Annotated in this window: 14 protein-coding genes, 23 tRNA genes and 1 rRNA gene; 34 read left to right on the top strand and 4 right to left on the bottom strand. The window is 48.9% G+C overall.

Annotation, left to right across the window (positions count from 1 at the left end):
• Positions 1-114: 114 nt before the first annotated feature.
• The 23 genes from rrf (at position 115) to LPW40_RS13420 (ending at position 2,253) form a co-directional block, all read left to right on the top strand.
• Positions 115-229: ribosomal RNA gene (gene rrf / locus LPW40_RS13530) — 5S ribosomal RNA — on the top strand.
• Between the two features lie 44 nt (positions 230-273).
• Positions 274-349 (top strand) — tRNA-Val (locus tag LPW40_RS13525).
• A gap of 5 nt (positions 350-354) precedes the next feature.
• Positions 355-430: transfer RNA gene (locus LPW40_RS13520), tRNA-Thr, on the top strand.
• A gap of 17 nt (positions 431-447) precedes the next feature.
• A tRNA-Lys gene (locus LPW40_RS13515) sits at positions 448-523 on the top strand.
• Between the two features lies 1 nt (position 524).
• A tRNA-Leu gene (locus LPW40_RS13510) sits at positions 525-607 on the top strand.
• A gap of 17 nt (positions 608-624) precedes the next feature.
• Positions 625-699: transfer RNA gene (locus tag LPW40_RS13505), tRNA-Gly, on the top strand.
• Positions 700-740: 41 nt separating this feature from the next.
• Positions 741-829 (top strand) — tRNA-Leu (locus LPW40_RS13500).
• A gap of 14 nt (positions 830-843) precedes the next feature.
• Positions 844-917, top strand: a tRNA-Arg gene (locus LPW40_RS13495).
• A gap of 9 nt (positions 918-926) precedes the next feature.
• Positions 927-1,000: transfer RNA gene (locus tag LPW40_RS13490), tRNA-Pro, on the top strand.
• Positions 1,001-1,026: 26 nt separating this feature from the next.
• Positions 1,027-1,102 (top strand) — tRNA-Ala (locus LPW40_RS13485).
• A gap of 25 nt (positions 1,103-1,127) precedes the next feature.
• Positions 1,128-1,201: transfer RNA gene (locus LPW40_RS13480), tRNA-Met, on the top strand.
• 4 nt (positions 1,202-1,205) lie between these two features.
• Positions 1,206-1,282, top strand: a tRNA-Ile gene (locus LPW40_RS13475).
• A 24-nt stretch (positions 1,283-1,306) separates the two neighbouring features.
• Positions 1,307-1,399: transfer RNA gene (locus tag LPW40_RS13470), tRNA-Ser, on the top strand.
• A 21-nt stretch (positions 1,400-1,420) separates the two neighbouring features.
• Positions 1,421-1,494 (top strand) — tRNA-Met (locus LPW40_RS13465).
• 13 nt (positions 1,495-1,507) lie between these two features.
• Positions 1,508-1,583: transfer RNA gene (locus tag LPW40_RS13460), tRNA-Asp, on the top strand.
• Between the two features lie 18 nt (positions 1,584-1,601).
• Positions 1,602-1,674: transfer RNA gene (locus LPW40_RS13455), tRNA-Phe, on the top strand.
• Positions 1,675-1,684: 10 nt separating this feature from the next.
• A tRNA-Thr gene (locus LPW40_RS13450) sits at positions 1,685-1,760 on the top strand.
• Between the two features lie 3 nt (positions 1,761-1,763).
• A tRNA-Tyr gene (locus LPW40_RS13445) sits at positions 1,764-1,844 on the top strand.
• A gap of 4 nt (positions 1,845-1,848) precedes the next feature.
• Positions 1,849-1,922: transfer RNA gene (locus LPW40_RS13440), tRNA-Trp, on the top strand.
• A gap of 4 nt (positions 1,923-1,926) precedes the next feature.
• Positions 1,927-2,002: transfer RNA gene (locus LPW40_RS13435), tRNA-His, on the top strand.
• Positions 2,003-2,008: 6 nt separating this feature from the next.
• Positions 2,009-2,080 (top strand) — tRNA-Gln (locus LPW40_RS13430).
• 7 nt (positions 2,081-2,087) lie between these two features.
• Positions 2,088-2,158, top strand: a tRNA-Cys gene (locus tag LPW40_RS13425).
• Between the two features lie 20 nt (positions 2,159-2,178).
• A tRNA-OTHER gene (locus LPW40_RS13420) sits at positions 2,179-2,253 on the top strand.
• A gap of 302 nt (positions 2,254-2,555) precedes the next feature.
• Here LPW40_RS13420 and LPW40_RS13415 read toward each other — a convergent pair.
• Positions 2,556-2,640 (bottom strand) — tRNA-Leu (locus LPW40_RS13415).
• 207 nt (positions 2,641-2,847) lie between these two features.
• On the opposite strand from LPW40_RS13415, the gene LPW40_RS13410 reads away from it, so the two are divergent.
• The 6 genes from LPW40_RS13410 to LPW40_RS13385 all read left to right on the top strand — a co-directional run bounded on the left by LPW40_RS13410 (position 2,848) and on the right by LPW40_RS13385 (position 8,686).
• The gene (locus LPW40_RS13410) at positions 2,848-3,942 is read left to right on the top strand and encodes a carbohydrate kinase (protein WP_230822759.1); all 1,095 of its coding nucleotides are present in this window, start codon (positions 2,848-2,850) and stop codon (positions 3,940-3,942) included.
• Positions 3,939-4,847 carry a pseudouridine-5'-phosphate glycosidase gene (locus tag LPW40_RS13405; RefSeq protein WP_230822758.1) on the top strand — a complete coding sequence of 303 codons (909 nt, stop codon included), beginning with the start codon at positions 3,939-3,941 and terminating at the stop codon, positions 4,845-4,847. Before LPW40_RS13410 ends, LPW40_RS13405 begins: the two co-directional genes overlap by 4 nt.
• An 80-nt stretch (positions 4,848-4,927) precedes the next feature.
• Positions 4,928-5,542, top strand: coding sequence for an adenine nucleotide alpha hydrolase family protein (locus LPW40_RS13400; RefSeq protein ID WP_230822757.1), 615 nt, complete (start codon positions 4,928-4,930; stop codon positions 5,540-5,542).
• Between the two features lie 103 nt (positions 5,543-5,645).
• On the top strand, positions 5,646-7,313 hold the full coding sequence (locus tag LPW40_RS13395; RefSeq protein WP_230822756.1) for a S9 family peptidase: 1,668 nt from the start codon (positions 5,646-5,648) through the stop codon (positions 7,311-7,313).
• A gap of 111 nt (positions 7,314-7,424) precedes the next feature.
• Positions 7,425-7,955 (top strand): YceI family protein, encoded by a 531-nt coding sequence (locus LPW40_RS13390; protein WP_230822755.1) that lies wholly within the window; start codon positions 7,425-7,427, stop codon positions 7,953-7,955.
• 80 nt (positions 7,956-8,035) lie between these two features.
• Positions 8,036-8,686: an HD domain-containing protein gene (locus LPW40_RS13385; protein ID WP_230822754.1), complete on the top strand. Its 651-nt coding sequence runs from the start codon at positions 8,036-8,038 to the stop codon at positions 8,684-8,686.
• On the opposite strand, the gene LPW40_RS13380 is transcribed toward LPW40_RS13385, so the two are convergent.
• Positions 8,687-9,241 carry a Maf family protein gene (locus LPW40_RS13380; RefSeq protein WP_230822753.1) on the bottom strand — a complete coding sequence of 185 codons (555 nt, stop codon included), beginning with the start codon at positions 9,239-9,241 and terminating at the stop codon, positions 8,687-8,689. It lies immediately after the preceding gene.
• A 132-nt stretch (positions 9,242-9,373) separates the two neighbouring features.
• On the opposite strand from LPW40_RS13380, the gene LPW40_RS13375 reads away from it, so the two are divergent.
• The 3 genes from LPW40_RS13375 (at position 9,374) to LPW40_RS13365 (ending at position 12,393) form a co-directional block, all read left to right on the top strand.
• A complete protein-coding gene (locus LPW40_RS13375; RefSeq protein ID WP_230822752.1) occupies positions 9,374-9,730 on the top strand; it encodes a DUF6176 family protein in 357 nt (118 codons plus the stop codon).
• A 67-nt stretch (positions 9,731-9,797) separates the two neighbouring features.
• Positions 9,798-11,081, top strand: coding sequence for a D-serine ammonia-lyase (locus LPW40_RS13370; protein WP_230822751.1), 1,284 nt, complete (start codon positions 9,798-9,800; stop codon positions 11,079-11,081).
• Between the two features lie 172 nt (positions 11,082-11,253).
• On the top strand, positions 11,254-12,393 hold the full coding sequence (locus LPW40_RS13365; protein WP_230822750.1) for a glycerate kinase family protein: 1,140 nt from the start codon (positions 11,254-11,256) through the stop codon (positions 12,391-12,393).
• A 57-nt stretch (positions 12,394-12,450) separates the two neighbouring features.
• On the opposite strand, the gene LPW40_RS13360 is transcribed toward LPW40_RS13365, so the two are convergent.
• Positions 12,451-14,670 (bottom strand): heavy metal translocating P-type ATPase, encoded by a 2,220-nt coding sequence (locus tag LPW40_RS13360; RefSeq protein WP_230822749.1) that lies wholly within the window; start codon positions 14,668-14,670, stop codon positions 12,451-12,453.
• Complete coding sequence (locus tag LPW40_RS13355) at positions 14,663-15,031, bottom strand: ArsR/SmtB family transcription factor (protein WP_230822748.1); 369 nt, start codon at positions 15,029-15,031, stop codon at positions 14,663-14,665. Before LPW40_RS13355 ends, LPW40_RS13360 begins: the two co-directional genes overlap by 8 nt.
• Positions 15,032-15,205: 174 nt before the next feature.
• Here LPW40_RS13355 and LPW40_RS13350 point away from each other — a divergent pair, with 174 nt between their 5' ends.
• Both LPW40_RS13350 and LPW40_RS13345 read left to right on the top strand, forming a co-directional pair.
• Positions 15,206-15,649: a CopY/TcrY family copper transport repressor gene (locus LPW40_RS13350; RefSeq protein WP_230822747.1), complete on the top strand. Its 444-nt coding sequence runs from the start codon at positions 15,206-15,208 to the stop codon at positions 15,647-15,649.
• A gap of 120 nt (positions 15,650-15,769) precedes the next feature.
• Positions 15,770-17,854 carry a heavy metal translocating P-type ATPase gene (locus LPW40_RS13345; RefSeq protein ID WP_330166196.1) on the top strand — a complete coding sequence of 695 codons (2,085 nt, stop codon included), beginning with the start codon at positions 15,770-15,772 and terminating at the stop codon, positions 17,852-17,854.
• Positions 17,855-17,869: the final 15 nt, after the last annotated feature.

Here is a 17,869-nt window from a genome sequence, read left to right as displayed (position 1 = left end):
GATGACTTATTCAAAGATTTGTACCGTGTAGGTTTTCTGCACTGCTTGGCTTCTATATGGTTTTGAATGTACATGACATTCAACATTGATTACACATTCTGTAATCAATAATTGTCTGGTGGCGATGGCGGAGAGGCCACACCTGTTCCCATGCCGAACACAGCCGTTAAGCTCTCCAGCGCCGATGGTAGTTGGACATACGTCCTGCCAGAGTAGGACGCTGCCAGGCAATTCATTTTTATCAATTGAATATCAGCATCATGTTTTTATTTTGGAGAATTAGCTCAGCTGGGAGAGCATCTGCCTTACAAGCAGAGGGTCGGCGGTTCGAACCCGTCATTCTCCACCATTTATGCCGGCCTAGCTCAATTGGTAGAGCAACTGACTTGTAATCAGTAGGTTGGGGGTTCAAGTCCTCTGGCCGGCACCATTTTCTTCATCAAGTATGAGCCATTAGCTCAGTCGGTAGAGCATCTGACTTTTAATCAGAGGGTCAGAGGTTCGAATCCTCTATGGCTCACCACGCGGGTGTGGTGGAACTGGCAGACACGCTAGACTTAGGATCTAGTGCCTTTACGGCGTGGGGGTTCGACTCCCTTCACCCGCACTATTAAAATTGTATATGCGGAAGTAGTTCAGTGGTAGAACACCACCTTGCCAAGGTGGGGGTCGCGGGTTCGAATCCCGTCTTCCGCTCCATATAATTATTCATAGTATCAGAATCATGTCTTAATAAGTTAGCCGGGGTGGCGGAATTGGCAGACGCACAGGACTTAAAATCCTGCGATAAGTGATTATCGTACCGGTTCGATTCCGGTCCTCGGCACCATATTTCATTCTTATGCGCCCGTAGCTCAATTGGATAGAGCGTCTGACTACGGATCAGAAGGCTAGGGGTTCAAGTCCTCTCGGGCGCGCTTAAATTACGGGAAGTAGCTCAGCTTGGTAGAGCACTTGGTTTGGGACCAAGGGGTCGCAGGTTCGAATCCTGTCTTCCCGACTTGATTCACTTATACTCATCATAATGGGGGCTTAGCTCAGCTGGGAGAGCGCCTGCCTTGCACGCAGGAGGTCAGCGGTTCGATCCCGCTAGTCTCCACCATTATTTAAAACATTGAGTTTACCATGGCGGTGTAGCTCAGCTGGCTAGAGCGCACGGTTCATACCCGTGAGGTCGGGGGTTCGATCCCCTCCGCCGCCATATTGGACCTTTAGCTCAGTTGGTCAGAGCAAACGGCTCATAACCGTTGGGTCGCAGGTTCGAGTCCTGCAAGGTCCACCATCTTTTTAAATGCTTTTTTCATACGGAGGAATACCCAAGTTCGGCTGAAGGGATCGGTCTTGAAAACCGACAGGGGCTTAACGGCCCGCGGGGGTTCGAATCCCTCTTCCTCCGCCATTATTATTTTAATATTATTATCGCGGGATAGAGCAGTCTGGTAGCTCGTCGGGCTCATAACCCGGAGGTCGTTGGTTCAAATCCAACTCCCGCAATACTTTTTTTAGTGGTCCCGTGGTGTAGCGGTTAACATGCCTGCCTGTCACGCAGGAGATCGCGGGTTCAATTCCCGTCGGGACCGCCATTTTTAATTACATAGGCAGGTCCAGTAGCTCAGTCGGTAGAGCAAAGGATTGAAAATCCTTGTGTCGGCGGTTCGATTCCGTCCTGGACCACCTTTTCTCAGCCGGCCTAGCTCAATTGGTAGAGCAACTGACTTGTAATCAGTAGGTTGGGGGTTCAAGTCCTCTGGCCGGCACCATTTGGTGGGGTAGCGAAGTGGCTAAACGCGGCGGACTGTAAATCCGCTCCTTCGGGTTCGGCAGTTCGAATCTGCCCCCCACCATTTTAGGGGTATAGTTCAATGGTAGAATAGAGGTCTCCAAAACCTTTGGTGTGGGTTCGATTCCTACTACCCCTGCCATATGGCGATCGTGGCGAAGTGGTTAACGCACCGGATTGTGGCTCCGGCATTCGTGGGTTCGATTCCCATCGGTCGCCCCATTTTATTGGGCTGTAGCCAAGCGGTAAGGCAACGGGTTTTGGTCTCGTCATGCGAGGGTTCGAATCCTTCCAGCCCAGTTTTTCTGGCGCCATAGCCAAGTGGTAAGGCCGAGGACTGCAAATCCTCTATCACCGGTTCAAATCCGGTTGGCGCCTTTGCAATCCTTCCATACAATGCGGAAGTAGTTCAGTGTTTAGAACATGCTTCTTCCTGAAGCAAGACATAGGTTCAAATCCTATCTTCCGCTCCATTTTATTTATTTTGTTTCATAATTAAATTGATTGTTATAAACCGGCCGGTTGCTTATGCAGCCGGTTTTTTAATGTTTAAAAATATATGTAATAAAAAAACACCCTTGGAGAGTGTCTCCAGGGGACTGGTATTACAGACCGGGTATGGCCTTTAGGACCATCAGACTTTAGATGATGAGTCATTAGAGCTTCTTCTGATATTGTGGTTGGGTACGGCGTCTTATTTAAGGAATAATAGTCCGATTTTACATATAAAAAAGACCTTCAACAATGTAGTTGAAGGCCTTTATATCTCATTTAGTACCACCAGCCGGGGTCGAACCGGCACGGCCTTTACGGCCATCGGATTTTGAGTCCGACGCGTCTGCCAATTCCGCCATGGTGGCATCGCAATATTTTTAAGCAACAATAGAATTATAACCCATCGCCTGATACCAAGTCAATAGCTGTGTAAAATATATTAAGATTTTGTAAGGGTTATAAAGAGATTTCTTTATTTTGAAAATACATATAAAGTGATGTGAATTTCATCATTCTGTGGTATATTATAAACAATTGTTTGAAACTAAAACAAATGTTTTGGAGGTGTAATGATGAACCAGAAGGAACAGATGGTGCTCGATCTTATAAAAGAGAATCCCTTCATCTCTCAGCAGGAGCTGGCGGAGAAGGTCGGGCTCTCACGTTCGGCGGTCGCGAACATCATATCGGGACTGATCAAGAAGGAGTATGTTCAGGGCAAGGCTTACGTACTGAACGATGAGTACCCGATCGTCTGCATCGGTGCGGCGAACGTTGACCGGAAGTTCTACGTCAAAGAAAAGCTGATTCACGGAACCTCGAATCCAATCGAGTCGACAAAGTCCGTCGGCGGGGTGGCAAGGAACATCAGTGAGAACCTCGGCCGTCTTTCCCAGGATGTCACATTGATTACTGCATGCGGCGTGGACAGCGAGTGGGAGACCATCAAGTCGCTCAGTGCACCTTTCATCAATCTTGACTATGTCCATCAGATCGGGAATAAGAGCACCGGATCCTATACTGCATTGATCAGTGGAAATGGTGAGATGGAATATGGTTTTGCGGATATGGCGGTCTATGACGAGCTGACGCCGGAAGTACTGATACAAAACAGCTATATATTAAAGCGTGCCAGGTGCATCGTCGTCGACTTGAACATCCCGAAAGCCTCTCTTGAATTTTTATGTTCCTATGCAGAAAAGTACGGAATAAAACTCGTGCTGATACCGGTCTCGGGGCCGAAGATGAAAAATATGCCGCATAATCTTCATGCAGTGGACTGGATGATTGTGAACCGGGATGAGACGGAAGCATATTTCGATATCTCCATAGAGAGTGAAGATGATCTGCGCGATGCGGCAGGCAGATGGAACAGAGAAGGTGTAGAGCATGTCATCGTCACGAATGGTTCCAAGTCCCTTGTATACAGTTCCGGAGGCAAGGCTTCTGTATATGAAATAGAAGCTTCTGCGGATGTCGTGGATGTGACCGGTGCGGGTGATTCTTTCTCCGCTGCCGTGATTTACGGCTGGTTAAAGGGTATGGATATGGAAGACACGATCAGACTCGGCATGATCAACAGCAGGAAAACGATAGAGACCAGCTATACGGTCAGGCAGGACCTGGATGAATATCAATTAATCAAAAATCTGGAGGAAATCAAATGAAACAATATTTAAGCATTACAGAAGAAGTGCAGAAAGCACTGGATGAAAATAAACCCGTAGTGGCGCTGGAATCCACAATCATCTCACATGGCATGCCTTACCCTCAAAACGTGGAGATGGCTAAAGAAGTCGAGCAGATTGTACGGGACAACGGTGCCGTGCCGGCAACGATCGCCATCATCGACGGTAAGATCAAAATCGGCCTTACCGATGAAGAACTTGAAATCATGGCGAATACGGATGGTGTCGCCAAAGTATCAAGGCGCGATATGGCCCAGGTGGTCGCAACGAAGCAGCTGGGGGCGACGACGGTGGCTTCCACAATGATCTGTGCGGAGATGGCAGGCATACGCTTCTTCGTCACAGGCGGCATCGGCGGGGTACACCGTGGTGTCGAGGAAACGATGGATATTTCTGCGGATCTGGAGGAACTTGCTCAGACTGATGTTGTCGTGATCTGTGCAGGTGCGAAATCGATTCTGGATCTTGATAAGACGATGGAATACCTTGAGACGAAAGGTGTGCCTGTAATCGGCTATCAGACGGATGAACTGCCTGCATTCTTCACCCGCGAGAGCGGTATCAAGCTGAATGCGACAAGTGAGACGGTGGAAGAGATCGCAGATATCGCCAGGGTCAAATACGAACTGGGTCTTGAAGGCGGCATCGTCGTGGCGAACCCGATTTTGGAAGAGGATGCGATGGATAAGGACTACATCGACAGCGTCATCAATGAGGCTGTACGGGAAGCCGGGGAAAAAGGCATACACGGTAAAGATTCAACACCTTTCCTCCTCAGCAAAGTCGTGGAGTCGACGGAAGGTAAAAGCCTTGAGACGAACATCAGACTTGTAAAGAACAATGCTGAAGTCGGTACACGGATTGCTGTAAGCTATCACAAATAAATTCAATTAACATGTAACAATTCTGTGACAAGATGTTATAATCATCCTATATCATATCTATGGATCAGAGGAGATTAGTTATGGGTAAAAACGTTACGATTATGATAGAGTATGGTATCCAAGGTGAAAGCATGATCAAACATGCCCTGGAGCTGGTTCATGATGACGATAACCTTAATATCCTTGTCGTTGATATCAGTTCCGAAGAGTTGAAGTACAACAAAGAAGTGGACTTCCAGCTGATCAAAAACCGTGCGGAAGAACTGAACTGTAATCTGGATATCATTGAGTGTTCGCCTAAGCATGCATTTGAAAAAGCGGTTCAATATGCCCAGAAGAAGAAGACGGATCATTTGATCATCGGCGAGGACAGAGAACAGCTGATGGATTTGATTCTGCAGGGGTCGCTTTCCAGCTATATACTGAGTAAGATGCCGGAGACCTATTTATCTTTTATACCGTTCAATCTGGCTGTGGATAATGACTTCTTCGAATATGCATCCGGTAAGAGAGTATTCCTCAAAAAGATTGACGGTGCCTACAGGATTGTCGATAATATTGATAACGACTATGATTATGAAGCTGTATACTACAAATCGAATTACACGGATTTTGAGACAGGTGTCATTTATATATATGTCGGCAACAGGCTCATTGAACGCAAAATTACAGAAGGCATAGTGGAGGATTTCTGATAAAATACCCTAAACCTTTCCAACTCGGGAGGTTTAGGGTATTTTTGTATTAAATGACATTGGAAGGGATGAAGAAATGACCAATTTTATAAAGTACCTGAACATGAAATTAAAAGAAGGCTTCTTATACTACATCAGCGACGAGACGGGGAAGCGCGAGCTGCATAGATACAACCTTGCGGACGGTTCGACAGAACAGGTGACGCACGAGGTGCAGAACGTCAAAAATTACTGGTTCGTCAATGACCGCCTGATGATTTCGACGGATTACAACGGCAATGAACGTGAACAGTTCAAACTCGCAAATAATGGTTTCGAGCTTACAGCCGCCCCGGATCATTATCATTATTACGGGACTTATATGGACGGGCATATACTGTACTTCAGAAATCATCAGGAGAAGAGTGAGTTTGAATTGTGCATGACGGATCTGGAAGGCCGGGGCCGCATCCTCAATATATTCCAGAAGCCGACCAAAATCATTTCCAAATTCCGTGACGGCCAGCTGCTGCTCAGTCAGGATGCTACAAACATTGATTCAAAATTTTATATATATGATATTGAAAGTGCCAGGATGGAGCCGCTGCCTTTCCCGGAAGGCAGGTTCAAAAAATACAGTTCACTGGACGAAGAGGAAGCCATATTCGTCAGCGACTTCAAAAACGGCTATTTGAACCTTTATTCATTAAATAAAGATACATGGGACTACAGAAGGCTCACTGACTTCAAATGGAACATCGAGCATTTCATACTGGCAGGGCGCATGGCTTATCTGACACTGAATGAGAACGGATATTCAACACTGTACGAATATGATATTGATGAAGATGTCCTGAAGCGGCTTGAGTTCCCGGATGACGGTGTCATCCACTCGTTGAAAAAAGAGAAGGACCATTTATATATACTCCACTCAAGCATGGCTGAACCCCACCGTGCCTATAAGTATGATATCAGGACGGACAGATCTGAAAAGCTGTTCGGCAACAGTCCGGCGGGCACTGATATCGTGACCGAAACGGGCACATATGTATCATTCGATGCATTGGATGTCCCGTATTACCTTTATAAGCAGCCGGGCCAGAATGTCAAAACCGTGATCCATATACACGGCGGGCCGGAATCGCAGGCGCGGCCCGAGTTCAACGAATTGTACTATAAACTTTACCGGGAAGGGTACCAGATTGCGGTGCCGAACATCAGGGGGAGCACGGGCTACCACAAATTCTACATCGGCCTGGATGATCAGCTGAAGCGGCTGGACGCGCTCGATGACATCATATATTTGAGGGAACATCTGATCAATTCCCGTAATGCTGATCCTGAACAGATATTCATCATGGGCCGGAGCTACGGCGGCTTTATGACACTGATGGCCATCACACAGTATCCGGAGTTGTGGAAAGGTGCTGTCGATATCGTGGGTATATCGCATTTGAAGACGCTGCTTCAGAATACGTCGAAATGGCGCAGGCAGCTGCGCTCCCATGAGTACGGCTTCATCGGCACACATGATGATTTCTTTGAGGCGACGGCGCCGCTTGAAAACGCCATGAACATACAGGCACCGCTCAGAATATTCCACTCGAAGCATGATGTGAGGGTTCCTTACAGTGAATCCGACCAAATGTACGGCAGGATGAAGCGGAAAGGTAAAGGTGTGGATTTCGTCGCTTATGAAAATGAAGGCCATCAGTATATGCACACTGAAAACATTGATGATATGAACAATGAAATCATAAAGTTCTTCAATGAACTGAGCCGGGACGAATAAAAATATCTAGAATTTGAGATTTATTAAGTTTGTTACTTGCTTTTTGTAACTGAGTGGTATATTATAAATACATGTTAAAAATAAACATGAATATACCGGAGGTTTTTAATAATGGCTAAATTTGTAGCAGATAATTTCCACTCAGAAGTCGAGTTTTCAGTGAAACACATGATGGTGACTAAAGTGAAGGGCACTTTCGAAGAGTACTCCATAGAAATCGAAGCGGATTCAATCGAGGATTTCGAAAATGCGAGCCTTAAGGCGACAGCGAATCCGGCAACGATCAACACAGGCGTCGGCGACCGCGACGGCCACCTGCAGTCCGAAGATTTCTTCGATGCTGAAAATTATCCTGAGATCACTTTCACTTCAACGAATATCGAAAAGTCCGGCAACACATTCAAAGTGACGGGCGATCTGACGATCAGAGGCACGACTAAAGAAGAAACGGTCGTCATGGAATATAACGGCCAGGGGACCGACCCGATGAGCGGTGACACAGTTTACGGTTTCGAAGGTTCATTTTCAATCAACCGTGAAGATTACGGCCTGACCTGGAACCAGTCACTTGAAACAGGCGGCGTCCTTGTAAGTAAAGAGGTCAAAGTCAACCTTGAACTGCAGTTCAGAGAAGAAAAATAATCAGTCAGAAACTTTACCACACCTTCCGGGTGTGGTATTTTCAATTTTAAGATGTTTAAAATTCAAAGGATCGGCAGGGGATGGAAATGAATCAGGAAGAGATCATCAATTCAGTCGTAGAACATGTCAGGGATTTTCATGCAGAGGATTCGACGGGCCATGACTTTCATCATGTGATGAGGGTGTACAGGAATGCGATGCGCATCCAGAAGCAGGCAGGCGGGGATGAATTCATCATCAGGGTGGCGAGCCTGCTGCATGATACGATAGATGATAAGCTTAACGGGAGCGAGCATGCGGTCGAAGACACCAGGCATTACCTGAGGGGCTTTTCAATTGAGGAAGCGGTCGTCGAGCGGATACTCTATGCCATGCAGGCCGTGTCCTTCAAGGGCGGGAATAATGCCTTTGAAGTGAGGAGCATCGAAGATGCGGTCGTCCAGGATGCGGACAGGCTTGACGCGCTGGGTGCCATCGGCATTGCGCGGACTTTCATTTTCGGCGGTGCCAAAAATCATGAAATTCATAATCCGGAAGCCGGGGCGAGAGAGGGGATGACACTCAAGGAATACCGTGAAGAAAATACGATGATCAATCATTTCCACGAAAAGCTCCTGAAGCTGAAGGACCTGATGCACACGGATGCAGCGAAGGAACTGGCTGAAGCGCGCCATAAGTTCATGGAAGATTATCTGGAGCAGTTCCATGCTGAATGGCAGGGGGAGCGGTGATCACTCCTGCCACTTCTGCAACGCGCGCACGACTTCTGCGAGCGGCAGACCGACGACGGTGTTGTAGTCGCCGTGTATCTCCTTGACGAGCAGGGCGCCGTGGCTCTGAATGCCGTATGCACCTGCTTTGTCCATATAGTCTTCATATTGTAAGTGATTTTCAATTTCTTCATCAGTCAGATCATAAAACACCACGTCCGTTTTGGAGATGATGAACTCTTCTTTATGAAGGGAGCGCAGCATGCAGCCGGTGTAAACCTGATGGACGCCGCCGCTCAGACTTTTGATCATCTCACGGGCGTGATTTTTATTTTCCGGCTTTTCATAAATGACGCCGTCCTTTGAAACGACGGTGTCGGCGGTCAGTATGACTTCAGAGTCTGAAACCTTGGTGTTGTGCGATTTTCTCGCCGCCAGGGTCTTTACTTTTTCCACAGGTTCTGTTATCGTTACTCTTGATTCGTCTGTCAGCTGTTCCCGCAGCTCAAATTTTATGTTGACCTGGTTCAGGAGATCTCTCCTCCGGGGTGAAGATGAAGCTAAAATTAATTTCATATAAACATCCTTTTTACTATATTATTACATATTTAAAGATGGCTCACGAGTCAAAAATTCAACAGTGGCCGGTATGACTTTAATTTGAGCGAAATGATGTTTAGTTGAACAGTTACTTAAGAGGTGAAATCGATGAGAGTGGAACTCACAAAATTTCGTGTAAAAGAAGGAAAAAGCAGACGTGTGGATGATTGGATCAACTATATCCACGAAAACATGGATGACGTGCTGTTGAACCTCGAAGGTGAGCGGATGTATGTCGAGACGATTTTCCGTGAAGCGTTCAATAATGTCGAGTACCTGTACTGGTACAGTGTACAGGACGAACGGGCGGCCGATGATGATGGCCCAAGCGCACCGAAGATCGATGAAAAGCATATCGAATTCTTTGATGAATGCATCGATAAGACATTCCGTCCTGAAGATATGACGGCGGCTGTCACGATGATTCCGTACCGCGTGAGAAAAGCGATGGAAAGTGCTGATTAGAAATTCGAATAGTGATAAATTAAGGGCAGACGAAAAGTCTGCTCTTTTTAATTTCGGAGGGGATAAGATGAATGAACAGGTTTTGGAACGTTTGAAAGCAGCGGAGGAAGTCTTCTGGAAAAATGATGGATATGAGCATCATGAAGTGATTGAAGACGGTGCCTTCACCATGGCCGACATCAGGGCCGCGGAAGAAAGGCTCTTGAAATTCGCCCCGCTCATTGAAAGGCTGTTCCCTGAAACAAGCGGGCAGAACGGGATCATCGAATCGCCGGTCGTGCGCCTGGAGCGGATGCAGCGTCATCTGGATGATCTGTACGGTACTGCTCTCGCGGGCAGCCTGTATATAAAACGGGATGATATACTCCCCATTTCAGGATCGGTGAAGGCCCGCGGCGGCATCTATGAAGTGTTGAAGCATGCCGAGGAAATCGCGCTGGAGGAGGGGCTGATCGATGAAAGCCTGGATTATTCACAGTTTGCCTCGGATCAGTTCAAGGTATTGTTTTCACGCCATACCATCATCTGCGCCTCGACGGGCAACCTGGGACTCAGCATCGGCGTCATGAGTGCAAAGCTTGGCTTCAAAGTGGAGATCCATATGTCGGCCGATGCCAAAGAGTGGAAGAAGGCAATGCTGCGGGAATACGGGGTGGACGTCATCGAGCATATGGACGACTATAGCCATGCGGTGGAAATCGGCAGGGAAGAGGCCATGCAGCGCGATGACTTTTATTTCGTCGATGATGAAGACTCGGTCACCTTGTTCCTCGGGTATGCGGTGAGCGCGCTCAGACTGCAGGGGCAGCTGGAGGAAGCGGGGATAGAAGTGAGCAGAGACAAGCCATTGTACGTACATCTCCCGTGCGGGGTCGGCGGGGCGCCCGGCGGCATCACATTCGGGCTGAAGGCAGTCTTCGGTGATGCCGTCCGTCCGGTGTTTGCCGAGCCTACACATTCGCCGTGCATGCTGCTCGGCGTGATGAGCGGACGGCACGATGAAATTTCCGTGCGCGATATCGGGCTCGATAACGTGACGATTGCGGACGGGCTCGCCGTCGGACGTGCATCGAAGTTCATCGGGAAGACAGTCGGAGACATGATTTACGGGTTCTACACTGTTGAAGATCAGGCATTATTGAAGCTGCTCGCCAAGTTGTGGGAGGAAGAGGAGATGAAGCTTGAACCCTCTGCACTTGCCGGGATGCCCGGTGCCTATAAGCTTCAGCAGGAAGACCCGGACATGATCCCCGGCACACACCTCGTGTGGTCGACCGGCGGTGACATGGTTCCGGAAGAAGTGTGGCGGCGCGATTATGAAGAGGGCCAGGCGCTGCTTGGGGGACTATGAACACTTCTTCCGGATGAAGGTCTGCGAGAGGTCGAATCTGTCTGGATTATGGTAGTGAAAACGGACAGAGGCCGATACTATGATTGTTCTGTCTGGATTCTGTTGAGAAAAACGGAAGGAGCCGCAGGGTGAAGGGCGACTGTCCGGAAATTAAAGCAGGGGTGGGGATCAAATGAAGGTTATTGCAGCCATGGACTCTTTCAAAGGCAGCCTGTCATCGCTTGAGGCGAACGAAGCAGTCAGAAAAGGGATAAAAGCCATAATTGACGATGCAGATGTGCGCACTTTCCCCATGGCAGACGGCGGGGAGGGCACGATTGATGCGCTGATCGACGGTCTTGGCGGGGAAATCCGGTCAAGAGAAGTCACCGCCCCGCTCGGGGGTAAAGTCAATGCCCGTTATGGCTTTGTGAATAAAGAAAACCTTGCCGTCATTGAAATCGCAGAAGCGTGCGGTTTGACGTTGCTCGCAGAAGACACGCTCGATCCATGGCGGGCGACGACTTACGGTGTCGGGGAACTGATCCGTCATGCTTATAATGAAGGTGCAAGGACTTTCATCATCGGACTCGGCGGCAGTGCGACCAATGACGGCGGTGTAGGGATGCTGCAGGCGATGGGCTACCGCTTCCACGATGATGACGGTGAGCCGATCCCGCCCGGCGGCGGAGGGTTAAAGGATATCGAACAGATCATCAAGACGGAAGAAGCGGCTGAATTTGATGACTGTGATTTCCGGGTGGCCTGTGACGTGAATAATGTGCTATACGGACCGGATGGTGCGACATATATCTTCGGACCCCAGAAAGGTGCAGGAGAGGCCATGCTGCCAAGGCTGGATGATGCACTGAAACATTATGCGGATAAGACACTTGAGATGGGCATCGACATCTCGACTGTTGAAGGCGGCGGTGCCGCCGGCGGACTGGGTGCTGCTTTCTATGGTTATCTGGATGCCCGGCTCGAACCCGGGATCCGGCTGGTGATCGACCTGCTTGATCTGGAGACTGAAATCAAGGATGCGGACCTTGTCATCACAGGTGAGGGCAGGTTGGATGCACAGACTGCGATGGGCAAGGTGCCGGCAGGGCTTGCGGAGGCGGCGAAGAAGTATGGTGTACCCGTCATCGCATTCGGCGGCAGCCTGACAGAGGATGCCTACACATTGACCGAAAGCCGCCTCGATGCGATCTTTTCCATCCAGCGGACGCCGGTATCCTTGAAAGAAGCGATGGACAGTGAAGCCACCCGCTTCAACCTGGAAAAAGCCGTGAACCAGGTGATCTCAGTAGTCAAACTGGATATCCCATAAAATAAACACCCCGACCATTACAGTCGGGGTGTTTTGGATGTATGGATACTTTTATAATCAATTCTCCAGCTTCAACGTTTCAGCATAGGTGTTTTTATTCACCGGCTCATCCTCGGCTTCATCTTCCTCCACCCGCATAAGCCTCATACCATTCAATGCGACGATGAGTGTTGCACCCATGTCTGAGAGAATCGCAATCCAGAGCGTCAGCCATCCGGGGATGACGAGCAGCAGGGCAATGATTTTGATGCCGATGGCAAAAGCGATGTTCGCTTTGATGATGTTCAACGTTTTACGGCTGAGCTTTATCGTGAACGGCAGTTTTCTCAGGTCATCGCCCATTAAGGCGACATCTGCCGTTTCGAGGGCAGTATCTGTGCCTGCGCCGCCCATGGCGATGCCGACTGTGGAGGCGGCGAGTGCCGGTGCATCGTTCACGCCGTCGCCGACCATCCCCACGTGATCATATTCCGTCTTCAATTGCCTGATCACATCCAGCTTCTCATGCGGCATCAATTCGGAGTGGACATCCGTCACGCCGGTCCGTTCACCGATGGCCCGGGCCGTACTGCGGTTATCGCCGGTCAGCATGACCGTCTTCCTGATGCCAGCCTGATGCAGCTTGCCGATCACTTCCCGGCTGGATTCGCGCACTTCATCCGCGACGGCGATGATTGCCTGGATGCTTTCCCCGGTGCCTGCAATCATGACCGTCTTCCCCTGATCCTGGAGCGCCTTCACCTTATCTTCAACAGTACTGCTGAAGCCGGATGCCTCCATCTCATTGAATAATGCCGGCTTGCCGATATAATATATCTCGCCGTTGATGCTGCCCTGTATCCCTTTTCCTGTGACGGAATAAAAATCTTCGACAGGTATATCGGTGTACGGCACATTATTATCTTCCGCTTCTTTTATGATGGCGGATGCCAATGGATGCTCGGAACGGTATTCCAGGGCGGAGATGATCGACAGCACTTCTTTTTCATCAAGAGAATCATCAATCAACTGATAATCGGTCACAACGGGTACGCCTTTTGTGAGTGTCCCTGTCTTATCGAATGCTATGGCTTTTAATCCGCCCATTTCTTCCAGATGGACGCCGCCTTTTATAAGGACACCTTTTTTGGCGGCATTCCCGATGGCGGAAACGATTGATATCGGGGTGGATACCACCAGTGCACAAGGGCAGCCTACAACAAGGACGGCCAATCCCTGGTACACCCACGTCGACCAGGCGGCCCCGAAGAATAGGGGCGGCATGACCGCAACCAACAGGGCAATGACCATAATGGCGGGGGTGTAATATTTCGCAAATTTATCGATGAACGCCTGGGCCGGGGCGCGTTCACCCTGGGCCTCTTCAACAAGATGTATGATTTTTGAAATGGTCGTATCTTCGACCAACTTGGTGATTTTGACTTCGAGCAGACCTTCTTCGTTCAGCGTGCCTGCAAAGACTTCATCATCACGGGATTTCCCGACAGGCACCGATTCACCTGTGATGGCTGCCTGGTTGACGGCAGAGTAACCATCGACGATGACGCCGTCCATTGCGATTTTCTGTCCCGGCTTGACGACCATGATGTCGCCGACTTCAATATCATTGACATGAACCGTCATTTCATGTCCATTCCGCCTGATGAGTGCCTCTTTAGGCGCGATGTTCATAAGTGAACTGATGGACTGCCTTGCACGTTCCATCGAAAAACGCTCCAAGGCTTCACTGAGGGCAAAAAGGATGACGACAATCGCAACTTCGGCCCATTCTCCGATGATGACACCGCCAATCACTGCGACCGTCATCAGTGTCCGCATATCGAACTCCAGACGGATGAGATTCTGAAGGCCGGTCTTCAGCATCGAACTCCCGCCCACGAGCATCGAGGTGATGAACAGCAAAGGCGTAAGGATATTATCATTGCCGTTCACAAACATGGAAATGAAACCGAAAATGAGGAATAACAGCGAGTAGAGCAGGGTGCTGTGTTTCTTATAAAACGGGACGGGCGTTTCTTTTTGAGAATCGTGATCTTTAGTTGTTTTCTCCGGTGCCACTTTGAGGTCTTCAAATGCACCGGCGGCTTCCAGCTCTTCAATCGTCGCCGAGCCGTAGACCGAAATTTTGGAAGCGCCGAAGTTGACTTTAGCGTCGTGGACATCGGGCAGCTTCTTGACATTACTTTCAAACTTCCCCGCACAATTCGCACAGGAAAAACCTTCTACACGGTAGATGCTTTCGTCTGTCTGATCCATTTTAGCGAGCCCCTCAGACATTGGCTGCCACTTCTTTCCTATGCGTCAGGGCAATCATCATGATCTGCTTGATATGCTGGTCCTCAATCGAATAGAAGGCAAGTTTTCCTTCTTTCCTGAAAGTGACGACCCCCTGTTTATAAAGGGTGCGCAGATGGTGGGAGGCGTTGGCGATGGTCACGCCGAGTATATTTGCGATATCGCACACACATAATTCCTCTTCCCGGCACAGGGCATACGTGATTTTGGCCCTGTTCACATCGGCGATGGCCTTAAGCATTTGCGAGACACCGGCAATGTCCACAGTCTGTAAATCCTCTTGCACGCGGTCGACTTTTTCTTCGTCATAACAGAAAATTTCGCAGGTCTCTTCTCTATTCATAACGCACCTCTCATTCAAGTATATATTTGAATAAAAGTATACTCCCTTTTAAATTTACATTCAAGTAGCTACTTGAATATATAAGGAGTAACACCTAAAAAATTTGACAATTAACGATTACAGTTGTAAACTAAAGATAATAAGACTACAGATGTAAACGATGGAGGGATGAAGATGGCACAGCCGGATTATAAGATTACGGATTCTGAATGGGAAGTCATGCGAGCTGTCTGGGCACAGGAGCAGGTGACGAGCAGGGAAATCATAGAAGTCCTGCAGAAAAAGAAGGGTTGGAGTGCTGCCACGATTAAAACATTCATCGGCAGGCTCGTTAAAAAAGAAATGCTTGATACGGAAAAAGAGGGCAGGATGTTTTTATATTCGGCCAAGATCGGCGAAGATGAATTCCTCAAACACACCCTGGATGAGACATTCAATAATATTTGTGATAAGGATAATGGCAGCATGATTGCAGGGCTGATTGGGAATTCGGTTTTAAGCTTTGAAGATATAGAGCTGCTTGAAAGGATGATAGAGAAAAAGAAAAAAGACGCAGTGGAAGAAGTGCCGTGCAGCTGTCCCGCCGGTCAGTGCAGATGCCAAACCCGTCACCCGTAACACGGGTTTTTGAATGGAGATCACTGACTCAAAATTTTTTAAGGTTTTATATACCCTTACCAGGTATAAATTGAAAATCAGGTGTAAACATGGTTCTACTTAATAATAAAGAAAAGAGGGATGAATATGTCACAACATAAGCATGAACATCATGATCACCATCATGACAGCGAAGACCATCACGTCGGCCATGCCGCTCATGATCATCAGGATGGACACGGGAATCACGGCGGGGGTCACGAACATCACCATCATGGAGATTTCAGGAAAAAGTTTTTTGTTTCGTTGATTTTCGCAGTGCCGATCATCTTTCTCGCCCCGATGATGGGTATCGAACTGCCTTTCCAGTTCACGTTCCCCGGATCTGAGTGGGTGGTGCTCGTGCTTGCAACAATACTGTATTTCTACGGCGGCCAGCCTTTCCTGAGTGGTGCGAAGGAAGAGCTGAAGGTCCGGAAGCCGGGCATGATGACTCTGATATCAATGGGCATCTCGGTCGCATATTTCTACAGTTTATATGCGTTCTATATGAACCACTTCGGTGCAGCAGATGCACATACGATGGATTTTTTCTGGGAACTGGCGACATTAATCGTCATCATGCTGCTGGGCCACTGGATTGAGATGAATGCGGTCGGGAACGCAGGGGATGCACTCAAAAAAATGGCCGAGCTCCTCCCGAACACGGCAGTCATCGTTGAAGAGGATGGGAATACGAAAGAGGTCACGCTCTCTGAAGTGAACGAGGGCGACGTCGTCCAGGTGAACGCGGGGGACAACATCCCGACTGACGGCATCATCACAGCGGGGCGCACTTCTGTGGATGAATCCCTTGTTACAGGAGAGTCAAGGAATATTGAGAAGACAGTCGACGATAAAGTCATCGGCGGCTCTGTGAACGGATCCGGCACCATTACTGTAAAAGTGACGGGTACAGGGGAAAGCGGTTATCTGTCACAGGTGATGGGGCTCGTGAGCCGGGCTCAAAGCGATAAGTCACGCGCAGAGCTGCTTGCCAACAGGATTGCGGGGTATTTATTCTACTTCGCGCTCAGTGTCGGATTGATTGCATTCGTGGTATGGATGATGATTTCAAGCGATATGAGTTTTGCGACTGAAAGGCTGGTGACGGTGCTAGTCATAGCGTGTCCACATGCGCTCGGGCTTGCCATTCCACTTGTGACGGCACGGTCGACTTCCATCGGTGCGAGAAACGGACTGATCGTTAAAAACCGTGAATCATTGGAGACGGCAAGGCATCTGGATGCAGTTATGATGGATAAGACAGGCACACTCACAGAAGGTAACTTTGCAGTGAATCATTTTGAAAGTTTCAATGAGGCGTATTCTGATACAGAAATATTGGGCTTCATGGCAGCAATCGAAAAAAGTTCGAGTCATCCACTCGCCCTCGGCATACTGGATAAAGCGGCGGAGGAGGGCATCACTGTCCCGCAGGCTGAAGATGTCAACAACATCCCGGGCATTGGATTGGAAGCCACAATTGCCGGCAAGGACATGAAGATTACAAGCATGTCCTATCTGGAAGATCATAATATAGCTTACGATGAGAAGCAGTTTGAATCCCTCGCAGGGCGGGGAAACTCGGTCAGTTTCCTTATCATCGACGGTGAAAACAGCGGCATCGTCGCACAGGGCGATCAAATTAAGGCAAGCTCTAAAGGCATGGTTAAAGATCTGATTGAACGCGGAATCGAACCTGTCATGATGACAGGAGACAACAGGCAGGTTGCAGAAGCGGTCGCCGCCGAACTTGGCATCAGTAAAGTACATGCACAGATGATGCCCGAGGATAAGGAAGCGGTGATCCAGTCGTATCAGAAGGAAGGAAAGAAAGTGATGATGGTGGGTGATGGCATCAACGATGCACCGAGCCTCGTCCGGGCGGACATCGGGGTGGCTATAGGTGCCGGAACAGATGTTGCGGTAGAATCCGGGGATGTCATACTGGTAAAGAGTGATCCGTCGGACATCATGAACTTCCTCTCACTTTCAGAGAAGACGATGAATAAAACAGTGCAGAACCTGTGGCTTGGGGCAGGATATAATATAATCGCCGTCCCGCTTGCAGCAGGTGTGCTCGCTTCCATCGGACTGATCCTCTCCCCGGCCGTCGGCGCAATACTGATGTCAATCAGCACGGTCGTTGTTGCGCTGAATGCAATGACGTTGAAATTGAATTAAGCAGAAAAAGGCCTC

The organism is Salinicoccus halitifaciens (genome assembly GCF_021026095.1).
Classification (GTDB): Bacteria; Bacillota; Bacilli; order Staphylococcales; family Salinicoccaceae; genus Lacicoccus; species Lacicoccus halitifaciens.
Note: the sequence above shows the minus strand (reverse complement) of the source record. Positions and strands in the feature narration are given on the sequence as shown.